Annotated in this window: 11 protein-coding genes; 2 read left to right on the forward strand and 9 right to left on the reverse strand. The window is 47.2% G+C overall.

The genetic code is table 11. From position 1 onward, the window contains the following. Positions 1-41: 41 nt before the first annotated feature. The 4 genes from ACWGXJ_RS18165 to ACWGXJ_RS18180 all read right to left on the reverse strand — a co-directional run bounded on the left by ACWGXJ_RS18165 (position 42) and on the right by ACWGXJ_RS18180 (position 2,574). Positions 42-1,244: a DUF4179 domain-containing protein gene (locus tag ACWGXJ_RS18165; RefSeq protein ID WP_452567331.1), complete on the reverse strand. Its 1,203-nt coding sequence runs from the start codon at positions 1,242-1,244 to the stop codon at positions 42-44. After that, positions 1,219-1,815: an RNA polymerase sigma factor gene (locus tag ACWGXJ_RS18170; protein ID WP_250260722.1), complete on the reverse strand. Its 597-nt coding sequence runs from the start codon at positions 1,813-1,815 to the stop codon at positions 1,219-1,221. Before ACWGXJ_RS18170 ends, ACWGXJ_RS18165 begins: the two co-directional genes overlap by 26 nt. Before the next feature lie 90 nt (positions 1,816-1,905). Further along, positions 1,906-2,109, reverse strand: coding sequence for a hypothetical protein (locus tag ACWGXJ_RS18175; protein ID WP_049816899.1), 204 nt, complete (start codon positions 2,107-2,109; stop codon positions 1,906-1,908). 93 nt (positions 2,110-2,202) lie between these two features. Then, positions 2,203-2,574: a DUF4190 domain-containing protein gene (locus tag ACWGXJ_RS18180; protein WP_452567332.1), complete on the reverse strand. Its 372-nt coding sequence runs from the start codon at positions 2,572-2,574 to the stop codon at positions 2,203-2,205. Positions 2,575-2,797: 223 nt separating this feature from the next. On the opposite strand from ACWGXJ_RS18180, the gene ACWGXJ_RS18185 reads away from it, so the two are divergent. Beyond that, entirely contained in the window at positions 2,798-3,385 is a 588-nt protein-coding gene (locus ACWGXJ_RS18185; protein WP_452567333.1) for a hypothetical protein, read from the forward strand. An 11-nt stretch (positions 3,386-3,396) separates the two neighbouring features. Here ACWGXJ_RS18185 and lpdD read toward each other — a convergent pair whose 3' ends face one another. From lpdD to ACWGXJ_RS18210, 5 genes are all read right to left on the reverse strand, one after another. Further along, on the reverse strand, positions 3,397-3,744 hold the full coding sequence (gene lpdD, locus ACWGXJ_RS18190) for a prenylated flavin chaperone LpdD (protein ID WP_452567926.1): 348 nt from the start codon (positions 3,742-3,744) through the stop codon (positions 3,397-3,399). A 178-nt stretch (positions 3,745-3,922) separates the two neighbouring features. Continuing rightward, positions 3,923-9,436 carry a S8 family serine peptidase gene (locus ACWGXJ_RS18195; RefSeq protein ID WP_452567334.1) on the reverse strand — a complete coding sequence of 1,838 codons (5,514 nt, stop codon included), beginning with the start codon at positions 9,434-9,436 and terminating at the stop codon, positions 3,923-3,925. A 567-nt stretch (positions 9,437-10,003) separates the two neighbouring features. Beyond that, the gene (locus tag ACWGXJ_RS18200; RefSeq protein ID WP_452567335.1) at positions 10,004-11,629 is read right to left on the reverse strand and encodes a S8 family serine peptidase; all 1,626 of its coding nucleotides are present in this window, start codon (positions 11,627-11,629) and stop codon (positions 10,004-10,006) included. Between the two features lie 518 nt (positions 11,630-12,147). Beyond that, the gene (locus ACWGXJ_RS18205) at positions 12,148-13,929 is read right to left on the reverse strand and encodes a SulP family inorganic anion transporter (RefSeq protein WP_452567336.1); all 1,782 of its coding nucleotides are present in this window, start codon (positions 13,927-13,929) and stop codon (positions 12,148-12,150) included. Between the two features lie 29 nt (positions 13,930-13,958). Continuing rightward, a complete protein-coding gene (locus tag ACWGXJ_RS18210; RefSeq protein WP_061828729.1) occupies positions 13,959-14,288 on the reverse strand; it encodes an ArsR/SmtB family transcription factor in 330 nt (109 codons plus the stop codon). A gap of 544 nt (positions 14,289-14,832) precedes the next feature. On the opposite strand from ACWGXJ_RS18210, the gene ACWGXJ_RS18215 reads away from it, so the two are divergent. After that, positions 14,833-16,290 carry an RtcB family protein gene (locus tag ACWGXJ_RS18215; RefSeq protein WP_336077507.1) on the forward strand — a complete coding sequence of 486 codons (1,458 nt, stop codon included), beginning with the start codon at positions 14,833-14,835 and terminating at the stop codon, positions 16,288-16,290. The last annotated feature ends 1 nt before the right edge of the window (position 16,291 follow it).

Raw genomic sequence — 16,291 nt, forward strand, 5'->3', positions numbered from 1 at the left:
TCGTATTTCCTCTCCTTTATCGTCCGGGTTGGGTTTTTTTATCATTGAGATGGGACTGGGATCGTCATTTCCAAATCCTTATGATATGTTTTGGCCCAATTTCCCTCTTGATCCTCTATCACAGACCAGTCCTTCTTAACCGTCATAGTGTACGGCTTGATCGTAATGGAGGTCGGTGTTTTTGTAAATGGACTGTATGCTTCATCCTCATAGTATTCGGAATCAGGACTGCGATGGAACAGACCTAACATATGTTGCTCCAGCTGATTTCCGTCCTGATCTACAATGTCGTAATACATTTTAGTCGCGCTTAAATCGCCTGATTGCTCCGCGGTGCTCGGTACTTTGCCCTTGCTGTCCACAATAAGACGGGTTGTTACCGGAGTCAGCTCGATCTGCTTCACCGTGTAACTGAACGTTCCGCTGCTCTGTGTCTTATCAGGCTTCAGCAAAATTTTGTTTTTGGATAAATTCTTCACCGGCACCTGAAATTCAAATGGCTCATGGAAGCCGCTCACATTCACTTTTACTGTAATCTCAAATTCGTCAGATAGATTTTTCTCCGACAGTCCTTTGGTGATTTCATACATAGCCATATTGTCGATGAGCTTGCCGTCTTCCTTTTTGCCAACCGCGTCCGTAAACGAACCGTACACCATCTTTTGTCCTTCAATAAAGACCTTAGGTGTGAACAAATACCCCTTTTTTTGCTTTTCCACGGGTACCTTCTCCAATGTATTCCCCTCGACACTCACGGCTTCCTCGGGCAAATAAGGGGACATAATCCTCTCATCTTCTACCCCTTGGCGTTCAATCATGAACACCAGCCGTGTTCCGTCAAACATAACCTCTTTGATGTTCAAGGTCACGCCATCGCGGGATACACTCAAATGGGGTGTCGTCGTCAATCCAGATTTACTGGCTTGCTGCAAGCTTCTGTCAAAATTATATTGGAATACGCTGCCGATCAACGGGATGTTTTTTAACGTTTCGGCCATAGCTGGGGACACAAAACCGCTTCCCAACACCAGTCCTCCCAACACTGCCGCTACAGACGCACTAACGGCCACTCTTTTGGTCCATGTGCCTTTTTTGTATGTTAACTTCCCGCTCCCCCCGTCCATTTCCCCCAACCTCTTCATAATGTCATCCGTATAGCTAACCTGAGGCATCTTCTTATTTTGGACCGTGCGACGGATTTGCTCCATTTGCTCGTGTTCAGTTTGATCCTGCCATGCGCTCATTCGTTAGCCCTCCTTTTTTCATTTTCTGCTGAATCAGCTTTTTGCGTAACCGTTCATACTTTTTTCGCAAAGTCGCGGGCTTGCAATCCATAATTTCTCCGATCTCCTCAAAGCTGTACTGCTCAACAGCTTTCAACAGCACAAGATTTCTTTCTTCCGAATTCAGATTCATTAGAAGCTCATCGACTTCGCGTTCATCATCGGATGGATAGTAATCATCTAGATGTTGCTGTTGCTGTTGCTCTTTTTGGATCGATATTAATCGATGCCAGCGGCTTTTTTTCCTAATTTGATCCAGGCAGTGATAGTACGCTACTTTATAAAGCCACGCCGAAAAGGAAACCTGCTGTCTATATTTACCTATTGCCTGATATACTTTGATAAATATATCCTGTACCGCATCCTCCGCTTCCTCGCGGTTTTTCAGAATGTAATAGCAGTACATATATATCTGCTTTTCATAAGTACGTATGATGGTGGCATAAGCCTGTTGATCGCCAGCTTTGACGCGTTCCACGACGGATTCTACATGTTCTGTATGGTCGTTGGCCCCGGGGCTGAACCGTTCCATAGGATCACCTCCTTGTGTGTCCGTCATTATCTGTATAACGAATACTGTCTCCTGATTGTGACAACTTCTATAAAATCAAAAAAATTCTCGCTAAAGACAAAAAAAAGAAGCGTCGCTCTGAACGATTCGCTTCTTGTGCTTGACCTTTTGTAATTGTTCTTGCTTGGTCGGCTTCATTCGTATGTGCTGTGAAATCTCGCCATAATGGTCATTCGTTTTGCGGCTCTGTGCCGCACAATAGATTCCAGCGCGTTTTGCCTTGCTCAGCGCTTTTTGTGTTTGAGTACGTGCCATACGGCTTCACTCTCCTTCATTGGACTCCTTTTATCATAGCATCCAATAGTCAAATCGTGAATGGTTTGTCTGGCTCAAACATTCTTCAATTCATTAAATGTCTGAAAAAACATCTGGATCGCCACTGGAGGCCGCTACAATAAAAACAATAACTATAAAAATGATGATCAGTGTATAAATCAGTGTACCGATAATACTACATACCAATCCAGCAATGGCCATACCTCTGCCTTGCTCGCCATGACGGTTAATTTCCTTCAGGGAAAGACTGGACAAAATAATACCCACAATTCCGATAATCAACCCAATATAGGGAATGACCACAGATAAAATCCCGAGCACCATCGAGGCAACAGCTTTACTATTTGTAGGTGGAACTACTGGGGGCGGGTTAAATGGGGCGTTATAATCGTTCGTCTCCTGAAAAGGATCGGAAGACCGAGGCTCCTTGTACAAATCACTCATCCGTTAAATTCAACTCCAATAAGTAAAATAGCAATTATATAAGTTCTAGGGTACCACAATCTTACAAATCAGGACAGTACTTATTTCAATTTTTTAAATTAGAACGTTAAAAAGAAGAAACCTAGCGATATTAGCACTTTTTGAGGTAACCGGGCATACAGTATTTTACCTGTTACAGATCAATTGCGCTCCATGAGAGCATCCTGCCAAGGAGGTCGGAGCTATGTTATATCGTGCAACATCCCGCAGAAAGGGCTCGCCTCACAAACGTTTAAATGCAGAAACACTTAGGAAAATATCCGCTGCCATGCTACCCTTTTACAAAGCTATTGCAACCCGACGTGCTTTTGCCGTCCAATGGTCACGAGCTGTCGTTCAGGGCAATTTGGATCGGATGAAATCCCTTCTCTGCTCAGTAGCGCCATTTGCCGCCAAACAAGGCTTAGGCACGAATGGCATCGGCTACTTTATTTCCTTTTTAGCTCAGCCACCGATGCTCTATTATACGAATGGAACGACGATTCCACCGGGGACTGTGCAGTTTACGTTTGAGCCGAGAGTTCATCGCGCCATCGCAAAAGCCGTTTTTCCACTGTATCGCGAATTGGCACGCAATCCATGTTTTGCTTCTGCCTTAGCCAAAGCAATCAACAGACAAGACCAGCGTGCAGTTCATGTCATGATCCGTAGTTTAATTCCATCCTCTACGCTGAAATCCGTACAAATTGAGGATGATGGCTTTGCCTTGCTTTTTAAGTATCCCTTTAGCAAGTATCCCTATCGCAATCTGCTCTTTCAGGAGTTCACTTAAAAAGGTTGCTACTAGCGTGCTTGCTTGAGTTCTCCAATGAGCTCTTTTCCCAGTTGTATAGCCATATCTGTCAGCACTCGGATTTCGTCCTTGGTTGCATGATCCAAATGTGCCCCGCAGCAAATGGCAAAATTGCCCGCAAACTCTTTTCGCAAGCGAACTGCAATTTCTTCGGTAATATAAAATTCCTTATGGTTTTGTAATTGCACAGTTTGAATCGGCTCGAGCCTGGCCCCTGCTGTAATCGTTCCCAAATGCGGCTGATCACCGCCAGAAATGAGTACAATGATATCTTCCCCCATAAAATAGGCATCCAGCACAAGACGGATACGTCCGTTTTCTTTTTGCAAATGAATCATATAATCCTCTCCTGCTAAAAATATTATTGTGAAACGATTCACTTTATGAGCATTATTCATTGTATCGCTTCCTGAACGGCTCGACAATTAAAAATGGCCCACAGCAACCTCTATAAACCGTGGCTGCTGTGGGCCTTCATTGTTATTCTAAAAGAAGCCTTCCCTTTCCTACTGGCTGTTAACGGATTGTGATCGTATGCACAGTCTTACCGCTTGCGCCGTCATTATCCGTCACCGTTAGCTCTACGGTATACGTTCCAGCTGTGGTGAATTTATGCTTCACCTTGGAACCGACTGCCGAATCGCCATCGCCAAAATTCCAGCTGTAGCTGACGATTTCACCATCTACATCACGGGAAGCTTTGGCGTTAAATTGTACATTTTTGTTCTTCTTAGCTGATTCATTAGCCTGAATAATGGCTACTGGCTTTTCATTGGATGTAGGTGGATTCGGATCAGGGTTCTGTCCTCCACCATTGGTTACATACAATTTTCCTGGCGCCTCCGTCTCCACTTCATTTCCCGCTGCATCCCTTACCCGGATCACGATGACTCCGCCTTCCAGATTCAGAGAAGATGAAGTGAAATAAGTACCTTCATAGTGGCCTGACGAAGTTTCATTTATTGGAATATCGTTGCGGCCCAAAGTGGACAGGTTGAAAGGCAGCTCCACATGGAAGGATGCCTCCAAACCGGATGCACTGTCAAAGGATACTCGTACCGGCTGCCCTGGAGTAATACGCACATCCTCCGCAGGGCTAATGTTTTCAAGCTTCGGCAGAGCTGTATCGACATACACCGAGCGCGTAACGGTTGTTTCGTTTTCGGCAAGATCCTTGGCCGTCACCGTAATTTGATTTTCGCCTTCGTTGATAAGCAATCGCTTGTTAAAGCTGCCATCACTTCCAAATTCAGCGGGCTCACCGTTAATCGACAATTCGGTGAGGAACTCGTCGTACACGGTACCAACAACACTAACTACACCTGCGTTCGTACGGACTCCTTCATCAGGAGAAGTCAGGATCAGACCCGGTTTAGTCTGATCGAGCGTCACAACTACCGTTTCGGAACGATCCGTTAATTTGCCGTATACCGCTGCTTGAACACTTAGCGGATTAGCACCTGGCTGAAGATCAACCGACAAACTGAACTGACGATCCTTCACTTTCGTTGTGCCAGCCAGCTCCTTACCGTTAAAGAGCTGAATATCGGCTCCTTCTGCCGGGGAAGTTCCTGTTACGGTAATCGACTCTTCCTGCGTATACGTAGCCTTCGTAGGAGTCGTAATCGTTGGAGCATTCACCGGATATCTGACGATAGCCCGGATCATGTAGTTCCCTTCCTCCTCAGGTGATTGGCTCCATGCTCCGCTTACACCTTGCCAGCTGCGAAGTGCATTCGGGCCACTCTCATCTGTAGCAAGACCTGGCGACTGTGTGCCTACAGCAGACTGTGTATATACGATGTAGAAGTCACCTTGAACCGTCACCGGCTCTGGAAGCTGCACCGTCGTCCATTGTGTCTCATCCCTTACGGCAGTCCCGTCGAATGGACCAGCCAATAATCGTCCAGGTGCTCCTGCCGCACCGGAGGCGTCATAGATAGAATATTGAAATGCCGTTCCTCCCGGATTCGGAAAGGCAGAGTTCCAGAACAAAAGCGATGCTCCTGTCACTTGAGCCACTTCCGACTCAGGCGTCATTCTGACTGCCCATGAATTGCCTGCCGCGTTAAAGGCTCTAGCATTTTCTCCTGTCCCGTCATCGTAGGCAATGCCTCCCTGGAACCCGATAAAAGGTTTCAACGTGACATTCGCTACCACACTACCGTTCGGAGGAGCAGTAACGGATACACTGTCGCTATAATAATTCTCAGCTGAAATGGACAATGTGTATGTTCCTTCCAGCACGTCCAGCGTAAATTCTCCAGCCTCATTCGTCTCTACCGGAGCAATACGCGCATCCTCCAGCACCAACACTTTCGCTTTTTGGATCGGTTCACCGGATTGCTTGTCGGTAATGACCCCATGAATCGTACCGTGAGGTACGGCCTGAAGACTAAAGTTTGCTCTGATGACTTTGTTATTCTCAATCGTGACTGCTTTCGTTTGAGGCACATAACCATAGGCTTCAGCCTTCAGCGTATAGTCGCCTGCTACATGGGTGAAGCTGTATTTGCCCGTGGTCGGATCCGTTTTCACCGAACGTCCGGTTTCCAATACCGTAACCGTAGCGCTGGCTGGAAGACTGTCGAGACCGACACGTCCACTATCCACCGTTGTTTCTGCCGGCTTCACTTTCTCCTGGAATTCACTCTTTTCAGTGCTTGTAATTTTGTACAGCGGGAATTGTTCTTCCGCTTTTTCCAGCTTGATATTCGACTCAGGTACGATGTCCTTGGTCACTGTCGCAGCTGGAATGCCCAGCACACGGAAATCGTCAATGTACCAGCCGTTCTTGTTCACACTGTTATCCGATTTCAAACGGAAGCGAATTTGGACCTCATTGCCGGTGTAGCTATCCAGATTGTAATAAACTGGAGTCCACTTTTTCCCATTCGTGTTGTGAGAGAATTTGCCCAGCTCGCTCCACGTGTCACCATTGTTTTTGGACACTTCCACATAACCGTAATCATAGCCGGCCTCAATTTCAAACCAGTGATTGAAGGTCAGTGTTGCGTTGCGTACAGCCTGCAAATTAATTTTGGGAGAAACCAGCGAAAATTCAGCTCCGTTCTCATAATTGCTATCAAGATCGGTTGCCCACACATTGGGTCTGGACGCTGCGCTCTCTGGTCCTACTTCCTTGGGAATGCCGCGTTCCCACTCATCCTTGGTACCGGAATGAGTCCAGCCATTATCCGAGCTGCCGTCAAAATGATCGCTATACAGCGTATCTGGCACGTCTACTCTCAGAGAAGCCTCATTCGACTTGATTCCTTCATTGCCACTATAATCCTCAGCCGCCACTGCATAATGATAGGTCGCTCCACCGACCGTGATGGTATCTGTGAGTGTCAGTGCTGAGGTTGTACCGATGGAAGTATAATTTTTGCCTGATTGGGTAGAACGATACACCTTGTACTGCTTTACATCCTCATCGGAGGAAGCATTCCAGGCCAGTGTGACGTTGCCCACAGTATCTGCTTCAGCAGTCAAATTGCTCGGCGCAGCAGGTGCAACGGTGTCTGGCTCCTGAATCGACAGATCGTCAATATACCAGCCATCTTTCACAACCGTATTGTCACTCGTAAAGTTGAACAGGAGGTATACCTTTTGACCCGCGAATGCCCGCAAATCAAGATATTGTGTTTTCCAGCCGTTGCTGGTGCCAGTAAACGATAATACCTGCTCAAACGCATTCTGATTGTTTGTGGTTGCTACGTACACTTTGCCGAAATCAGAATTGTTTTCAAGATCGTACCAATGCTTGAAGCTGACCAGTGCCCCTTTTGAGCTCTCGGTCAGATCAATCGGAGGGGCCATAAAATAACTGTTGGAGTTGGCCAGATATTGGCCTTCGAGATTAGTCGCGATGACCTTTGTACCCGAATGTGCGCTTTTAGGGCCGCTTGTCGGAGTTCCCCATTTCCAAACACTGCCCTGTCCACCGATATTAATACCGGCAATGTCTTTTTCGAAGTCTTGTGTGTAGCCTGGTTTTACGCCTTTGGAGATTTTAACCTGGTATACTTCAGTTTCAAATCCATTATTACCATAATCATTTACACGAATATAGTATTCCAGACCAGCGCTGTCCACCAAAAAAGTCGGGATAGACGCTTGATATGTACCATCTTTACTGTCGCCGGAGGTCCGTTCCAACGGAATATATACATAGTTTGACGTACCTGCTGTTTTGGCAAATGCCTCAACGGCTGTCACGCCGACATCATCCGTTACATGAGCAGTCAGAGGTATATCAATACCCTCGAATGCCGCTGCGGGCGGTGTATGCTCGAGAACAGGTGCTTCCAGATCGTCGCCACCCGTTACAACTTTACCAGACACGGAGCCCAGACCTTGCATGACCGAACCGACTGCATCCAGCGCATTAATGACACCATGTCCGTAGCCATTATTTGGCGATGTAGGATATGTGCTGTCCGTGCGCGGTGTAGCTGTGTTCATCAAAATTTCCTCAAGCTGATCTACGGTAAGCGAATGATTCGCTTGCAGCAACAGAGCTGCAAGGCCCGCAACATGGGGTCCCGCCATGGAAGTACCGTTATACCCGCCTTTATAGGCGCCACCAGCGACAGATGACCGGATATTAACACCCGGTGCGGAAACTTCTGGCTTCACCTCACCATAGGGTGATGGTCCTAACAATGAGAAGCTGGCCAGATTATCATTGCTATCCGTGGCTCCAGTAGCGAAGGATTCCGGATAGTTTGCCGGATTGGCTACCGAGGCAGGTCCGCCCGGATTGGAAAGAGAGGTATTACCTGCGGAGAATTCGGGGAAGATTTGAGCATCCCGCCATGCCTGAACCACAGGCCGGAACCATTCATCAAGACCCGGTCCACCTCCCCACGAGTTGTTCACTACGTCTGGAGCAAGCTCGGGATGAAGATTCCCTTGGGCATCTTTTGGCGCAAGCAGCCATTGACCACCATCCAGTATAATCGCATCCGTCGTTTCCGGATTAAAAATCCGAACCGCAATCCACTTCGCACCAGGTGCAACGCCAACTCGATTCGTTCCGTTTTCCTCAGAGCCGACCATCGTGCCCATCGTATGTGTACCATGGGAATCGTCTTCCTGATCGACCGGAAGCGTCGCATGACTATGCGGATCGTACCAGCTCAGCTCGGGATTCACGACATTGCCTGCCGCGTCCAAACCCCGCCATTTACGATGAAGGGCCGGATGTGTATAATCTACACCTGTATCCAGATTGGCAACCACGATTCCGGTTCCGTCAATTCCCTTTTCCCACACTTGTGGTGCGTTAATATGGGATATGTTCCATTCCACCGTAGATGGGTCTACAGCGTTCTTACCTGCATTGCCAGGCTTAGCCGATGTTTTGCCATCGTCCTTCTCCAGCTCTACAGCCTTCTCTACCGTTGCAGACTTCGCGGTTGCTGCTGTGGCTGTTTCAGCCGTTTCAGCCGTTTTGGCATTTGCTCCCTCTGCTTGCTTGTCAACCGTCACCTTTTGCAGATAACGCGTTTCATTCGGCAAGACTTTATCGACCTCAGGCAACTGCGAAATATGATCCAGCACCTCCTTGGTGCTCGTTACAGCCAATGCATTGACAATAAAAAAGCTTTTATATTCCTTCACTCCGCCGCTCTCTGATTGCTTATCCAAATAATTTCCAAGCCCATATTGGGTTCTTGAAGCCGTTTCACGCAGAGAACTGATCACATGGCTGCGTGCAGCCATTTTGGCAGCGGAAGGTGTTATTTTCTCAAGTGAGGCCTTTTGGAGAGCATTTTTGGAAACCTTGTTGGTGTCTACCTGTTCTTTTAATTTGACCAGATAGGTAACATAGTTATTCTCCTCAAACTGTTTGGTCAGTTTCGGGGATACCTTCGCGGTCGTGACCTTGTGCGAGGCTGATTTCAGCTCCAGCTTGGAGCCATCCGGTGTGTTATTCGCCAAAGCAGGTTGAACAAAGGAAAAGGCCATTAGCAAAGATAGTCCGATAGATAGTGGTTTCTTGAATCGTTTAGGTTTAATCAATTACTTCTCCACTCCTTTTACTAGGTTTAATGTTTCTGGAATAACCTGTACAGAGTAAGACCTCATACCTTACACATCAAACACACGGGTTGCGCAACACGATGTGGTTGGCGACCACCTCCTTCATAGAATATAGAGGCACAAAAATATTTGGCTGTTCATAGGTGGTGGTACTTCATAGGTGAGTTTACAATTCCAATAGGAAGCGATGAAATTTAGTAGAAACCAAGGAGAACAAGCAGGAGAACTTCGAAGAAAAACATGTTATATCATTACAGTTTATATTAAAAATTGATATATAATCATATATTATGGAATAGTATAAAGTTATCAAAACAGATATACAAGTCATTTTTTTGCATTTTTCTTGAAATTCTATGACTTTTATATTCTTTTATGTACGAAAACCCCTTTTTTGCGGCTACGTAATAGTGCATTACACGGTTAACAGGTGTATGCAATCTCTGTACGAGCCGCTCAAAGGGATTTTCGGGGGTCTTTCTTAATCCTATCTTTCGCTCTATATCTTGTTCATTGGCCGTCGCTTATGGGATTTTTGCAAAATCCTCACTTAAGTACGGAGTTCACCGCAGCAAGCGCGTCAATCAGACCATATCCGTAACCATTGTTCGGTGAAGTCCGATACTGGCTGTCTGTCAGCGGTGTTGCTGTTTTTGAAATAACATCCTCCAGTTGATCCACAGTCAAAGATGGTTTGGCCTGAAGCAGTAATGCTGCTAATCCAGCAGTATGCGGGCCTGCCATGGAGGTACCGTTCCATCCCCCCTCATACACTCCGCCCGGTACAGAAGAACGGATGTTGACACCAGGAGCCGAGATTTCAGGCTTCACTTCGCCATAAGGAGAAGGACCGCGCAGCGAGAAGCTGGCCAGCTTGTTGTTAACGTCGGTGGCTCCTGTCGCATAGGCTTCCGGCAGATTTGCCGGATTGGCTACAGACCCAGGTCCGCCCGGATTGGACAATGTTGTGTTGCCTGCGGAGAACTCAGGGAAAATCTGAGCCGCTCTCCACGCCTTGGTGACTGGACGATACCATTCATCCAGGCCAGGTCCGCCGCCCCAAGAGTTATTCACCACATCCGGTGCAAGCTCAGGGTGCTTTTTACCGTTTTTATCTACAGGAGCAAGAATCCACTGTCCACCGTCCAGTAAGATGGAGTCGGTCGTATCTGGATTGAATACTCGAACCGCAATCCATTTGGCGCCAGGGGCAACACCGATTTCATTCGTACCGTTGCTGTCCGAGCCAACGCTCGTACCCATCGTATGTGTACCATGTCCATTTGAATCAGTTGGCAGTGATGCTCCATCAACCGCATCATACCAGCTCAGTTCTGGATTAACGACCTGACCGGAAGCGTTCAGACCACGCCATTTTCTTTTCAACGCCGGGTGAGTATATTCAACGCCTGTATCCAGATTGGCGACTACAATGCCTTTGCCGTCGATGCCTTTGGCCCAAACCTGTGGTGCTTTGATTTTAGAGATATTCCACTCGACACGGCTTGGCGTTACAGCATCCTTATACACGGATTCTTCCACTGATTTTTGCGCATTCTCTTCCGTCACAGCCGTATCTACAGCGGCTTGATCTGCAACCGCTTGGTCAGCTGTAGATTCCTCAACTACGGGCTGGGCATCCTTATCTATTTCTACCTTTTGCAGTTCCCGCTTTTCGTCCGGTAAAATTTTGTCGATCTCAGGAAGTGTGGCGAGATTATCCATGACCTCTTTGGTGCTGGTTACCGCAAATGCGTTCACGATAAAGTAACTCTTGTACTTTTTGACGTTTCCGTTATTGACTTCCTTCTTTAAGTATTCCTCCACGGGTTGTTGCGTTTTTTCTGCTGTATCCATGAGAGAGTTCACAACCGTTGTACGTACAGAAAGCTTAGCAGCAGCGGGTGAAACTTGCTCTGCAGAGGCCTTTTGGAAAGCATGCTTGGCAACTGACTCCGTATCCACCTGATCTTTTAATTTAACCAGATAGGTGACATACTCACTGGCACTGAATTGTTGGTTCAGCTTGGCAGAAACCTTGGCGGAAATCGTCGATGCTCCTGCTGAGGTGGTTGTGCTGGAATCACCATATACCGGAGAAATCAGAGAAAAAGCAAGAAGAGCGGTAAAACTGACCGACAGCGTCTTTTTGATATTTTTCGACTTAATCAATACTATCCATCTCCCTTTACTTGGTTTTTTAATTCTCAAGGACAGCCTTCCGGGCAGCTACGTCAAAAGCTCACAAAATAGCCTCTGGTACTCACCTCCTTTAAAAAATATAGATTCCGCCGGGGTGATATCCATAGGTCATCATTCTGAGGTGAACAACCCTTGGTGCAGACCGTAAAGAACGAGCATCGGGTAGAAACAGGTGAACAAGTTTGAAAATGATAAGTGAAAAAAATGAAGAGAAAGGTAGGATAAGAAATTTAGAAGTAATCGAGGAGGTTAATGTGCAAGTATTAAAATACAATTTAAAACAAAAGAATGAAACATATGGTATCTTTTGAATCTAGTATAGTGTCATAAAATCAGATATTCAAGCATTTTTTGAATTTTATTCCTTTTTTTCTTGAAGAAGAGAAAAATCTCTTCCATTTTCGAAACAAATGCAAGTCTTCATTATGCACTTGGTTTCGGGGATTAGAAGAGATTTTTCGGCATTCAGCAACAAATTTAAAAGAGTGTTATCTGCCGCCATTTACAGGTATGGGAACCGAAACGGCTCCATCTGGAAAGGAAGATTTGGTTTGCTGCGATCTGCGGCACAGACTCGTACATTCTCGGAAAGCCATTTGCCTACATCCACAGCAATGATCCTGATTCACCAGCGCAAGGGCAGCCGTCAGGGCCTCTCCTGTATGTTCGAAAAAATGCTTTTGTCCAATCATGTCGTAGCATCCGGTTTTCTGTAGTAATGCCAGCGGTTGAGGCTGGAGCCCGGAAACAAGCACCGTTCCGCCAGACTGCCGGTATTTCTGAATTAATGCGGTAAAGTTACCTTCTCCCGTCATATCCATAAAAGGGACCTTCCCCATACGCAACAACAAAATCCCTTGTAGGTGGTCAGTCCGACCTCCCACACCTGAGTTTTCCAATACCGAGGCTGCACCGAAAAATAAAGGGCCTTCCACATTGTAAATAGCCACCTGTGGACAATCATGCTGATCTGTGACCATATGGGCGCCTACTTTTTCATGTTTTACAGAAGGATCAGGAAGTACCTTATCTACTGAAAGTGTACTGCTCATACGTTTAACAAACAATACAACTGCCAGAATTAAACCTACCTCCACAGCCGTTGTCAGCGTCGTAAAAACTGTCAGCAAAAAGGTGACAACCAGCACAATAGAATCCGCTGTCCGCGTTTTGAGAATGTGCGCAAAATGCTTGCGCTCACTCATATTCCAAGCTACTACCATCAGCACCGGAGCCATACTGGCCAACGGAATGTTAGACGCATAAGGTGCGAAAAGCACCAGGATGAGGAGCACCACGAACCCATGTACGATGCCTGACATAGGAGAAACAGCACCGTTACGGATATTTGTGGCGGTGCGGGCAATTGCACCTGTCGCAGGAATGCCGCCGAACAGCGGTGTCAGCAAATTAGCTATCCCTTGTCCAACCAGTTCACGATTGCTGTTATGCCGGGCTCCCGTCATACCGTCAGCTACCACCGCTGAAAGCAAAGATTCAATAGCTCCCAGCATTGCAATAACAAGTGCTGGCGGCAAGAGTTTCACGATCAAATCCCACGTCATCACAGGAATATGTAGCTCAGGCAAAGATGCTGGAATTGCGCCATACGCAGAGCCAATCGTAGCCACCTGCCCTGGAAAAAGTAAAGCTGCCACCAGTGTTGACAAGAGTAGACCAACCAGTGAGCCGGGTATCTTGGGCCATTTTTTAGGCACCAAAATAAGCGCGGCAAGACAGATACAAGCCGTCAGGATACTATATACATTCAGTGAAGGAAGTCGATGGATGAGCTCTGCCATGGAAGGCAGAAAAGTTTCATGCCGCTCTACCCCGCGCAAGCCGAGAAAGTTAGCAATCTGACCGCTGAATATCGTTACGGCAATTCCGGCCGTAAAGCCAATTGTTACTGGCTTGGGAATAAACTTAATCAGTGCCCCCAGCCTTAGCACACCCATTAAAATGAGCATAATGCCCGCCATAAAACCGGCTATGAGTAGGTTCTCATAACCGTATTGCATGACAATAGCCAGCAAAATCGGAATAAATGCACCCGTAGGTCCTCCGATCTGGAATTTTGACCCTCCCAGCAGCGAAACCAAAATTCCCGCAACAATGGTCGTATACAGCCCATATTCCGGCTTTACTCCTGATGCAATGGCAAACGCCATACCAAGCGGAATCGCCACAATCGCTACAATACTTCCGGAAATGAGATCCTTACGCAAAGCCCCTGCGTTATAGCCTTCGAACCTTCCTATCCACTTCATTCCTGTAACCCTTCTTTTCTGTAATAGCATTACTTCTCGTTACGTATACCTTCCAGCAACGAGATCGCTTCGACCAAATGATTGTCAAAAATCCGCCGCGCCACCGCAAGCAGCTCCTTCAAAAGCGGATCACGTAGTGAATACACGACCGATGTACCTTCCTTGAAACTGTTCACCAAATTTTTGGCTCGTAAAACGGCCAATTGCTGCGATACGGCAGAACCTTCGGAACCGAGCGCAGTCTGTAGCTCGTTCACATTCCGTTCCCCTTCACTCAGCACCTCCAAAATGCGGATGCGCAGAGGGTGAGCCAATGCTTTGAAAAAGTCGGCCTTAAATTTCTGGAGATCTCCTTCCATGCCTGCTCCGTCCCCCTCACAGAATTGTCCTATAAACGTTCAACAATATCTGAATATTTGAATATTTAGTACATTATCAGCTTTGGGCCAATTGAACTATGATGTTACTCACACTTGGACCGTGAGTAAAGTCACATTTCCCCACACTTCTACCTTTCAGGGTTGACAGCTTCCACAGGTTTCCATTAACATAGCAATTAACTTTAAGAAAAGGGGGCCGACAGACATGACTGAGCTTTACATGATAACGACAGACAGGCAGCATAGCACAACCACATATTTGAGTTTTCGTCTCATCGGCCCCGTTCGGGCGACATGATGGGTGATATCACGCTGTCTGACGGCGTGATTAGCCAGGCTTTTTTATTTTTTCATGCTATTGGAAGAACAGGTTATTTTACGTATTTATGATGTGTTGATCATAAAATGTAATGACACTTTCGGTGCAGGAAGCCGTAGACGACAAGTCTGCGGTTTTTTTGTTTTTTTAATCTTTTATGCAAGTATTTATGAATTTACTTGAAGAAGGGAACTACCCATTTATATGAATATACAACATACAACCGACTCGTCCTTGCATGAAGGACCATACAGCCATCTGATGAAGCTTCCGGCAGGTGATCTGACCGTATATGCTTCTCAGCAACTTTTCTCCTCACTAGATTACAAGGTGTTCGAGATGGCTAATAACAATTTACAAATTCCGGGTATCCGCTATATGGGATACACACCAGATGTACATGTAGGCGTCGGAACCTGCATCGGTACGACTGCTGTATGGGGAATGGAGGACGGCTATGTATCTCCCTCCATCGTTGGCAGTGATATTGGTTGCGGCATGCGCGTACACCTGACCAATCTGCACAAGGATGCTTTGAAGGAAACCAAGCTGCGCCGTAAGCTGGTCAAAACCATCGACAAATATTTGCCTATGGAAGCCCACCAGCGCGGGCATTATTCGGATATCCGACTGGAGCATATTGTACGCAAGGGTCTGCACGGCTTACCCAACAAATATATTCCGGACAGCTACACTCCTAAGAAATCCACCTCACTCACCCATGTAGAACACAGTAAGTTCTCCTTTGACGAGGAGGTGCTAAATCTTGTCGAAGATCGTACGTGGCATCGGGCTCACCGACAGCTCGGCACGCTGGGTGGAGGCAATCACTTCGTCGAAATCCAGGCGATTGAAATCGCAGAGGAAAACCGCGAAACAGCTGAAGCTTGGGGGATGTTCGACGGTCAGGTGGCTGTGATGATTCATTCGGGATCACGGGCTTGGGGGGGAGCAGTCAGCCAGGCCAGTTCATCTGCCATTGCCAAGGCAATGAGCCGTCTCGGGCTCGGTACCTCCGACCCGAGACTAGTATTCGCACCGCTGGATCACCCCGAGGCTGCACATTATGTCGATATGATGTATTCGGCGCTGAATTATGCTGTGGTGAACCGACATCTCATCGCATACTCCGTGCGTGAAGCCTTCCGCGATGTCTTTGGTACAAAGTGCGAGTTGCGTACTTTGTACGATCTAATGCACAATTATGCTTGGGAGGAATCCCATCCGGATCACGGCAGCGTGTTTGTGCATCGTAAAGGTGCTACGCGTGCTCTTCCAGCAGGACACCCTGACAATCCGCGGCCTTATCAGGCGACAGGGCATCCAGCCCTGATCCCCGGCTCTATGGGGACAGCCTCTTATATTATGGTAGGTTTACCGGGCGGTCAGGATAACTTCCACTCCATTTGCCATGGAGCAGGCCGGATTCGCTCGCGTTCTGCGACCAAACGACTCGTCAGTGTGGACGATTTTGCAGGGGCCCTGGGTGTAGGAACAGACGACGAAATTGTGGTCAATCAGGCATCGCTGGAAAGCATTATCGACGAGTCTCCACAGGCCTACAAAAATGTAGATGATATTATCGAAAGTGTCACCGGGGCAGGACTCGCAGCAGTTGTAGCCAAATGCAAGCCGCTGGCCGCCCTGAAAGGAGCCAAATAAT

It is taken from the genome of Paenibacillus sp. S33, assembly GCF_053615415.1.

Bases quoted from the DNA above. Each gene is read 5' to 3' on its own strand.
- ACWGXJ_RS18170 (WP_250260722.1), bottom strand. From the start codon at position 1,815: ATGGAACGGTTCAGCCCCGGGGCCAACGACCATACAGAACATGTAGAA.
- ACWGXJ_RS18205 (WP_452567336.1), bottom strand. From the start codon at position 13,929: ATGAAGTGGATAGGAAGGTTCGAAGGCTATAACGCAGGGGCTTTGCGT.
- ACWGXJ_RS18210 (WP_061828729.1), bottom strand. From the start codon at position 14,288: ATGGAAGGAGATCTCCAGAAATTTAAGGCCGACTTTTTCAAAGCATTG.
- ACWGXJ_RS18165 (WP_452567331.1), bottom strand. From the start codon at position 1,244: ATGAGCGCATGGCAGGATCAAACTGAACACGAGCAAATGGAGCAAATC.
- lpdD (WP_452567926.1), bottom strand. From the start codon at position 3,744: ATGATTCATTTGCAAAAAGAAAACGGACGTATCCGTCTTGTGCTGGAT.
- ACWGXJ_RS18175 (WP_049816899.1), bottom strand. From the start codon at position 2,109: ATGGCACGTACTCAAACACAAAAAGCGCTGAGCAAGGCAAAACGCGCT.
- ACWGXJ_RS18180 (WP_452567332.1), bottom strand. From the start codon at position 2,574: ATGAGTGATTTGTACAAGGAGCCTCGGTCTTCCGATCCTTTTCAGGAG.
- ACWGXJ_RS18185 (WP_452567333.1), top strand. From the start codon at position 2,798: ATGTTATATCGTGCAACATCCCGCAGAAAGGGCTCGCCTCACAAACGT.
- ACWGXJ_RS18215 (WP_336077507.1), top strand. From the start codon at position 14,833: ATGAATATACAACATACAACCGACTCGTCCTTGCATGAAGGACCATAC.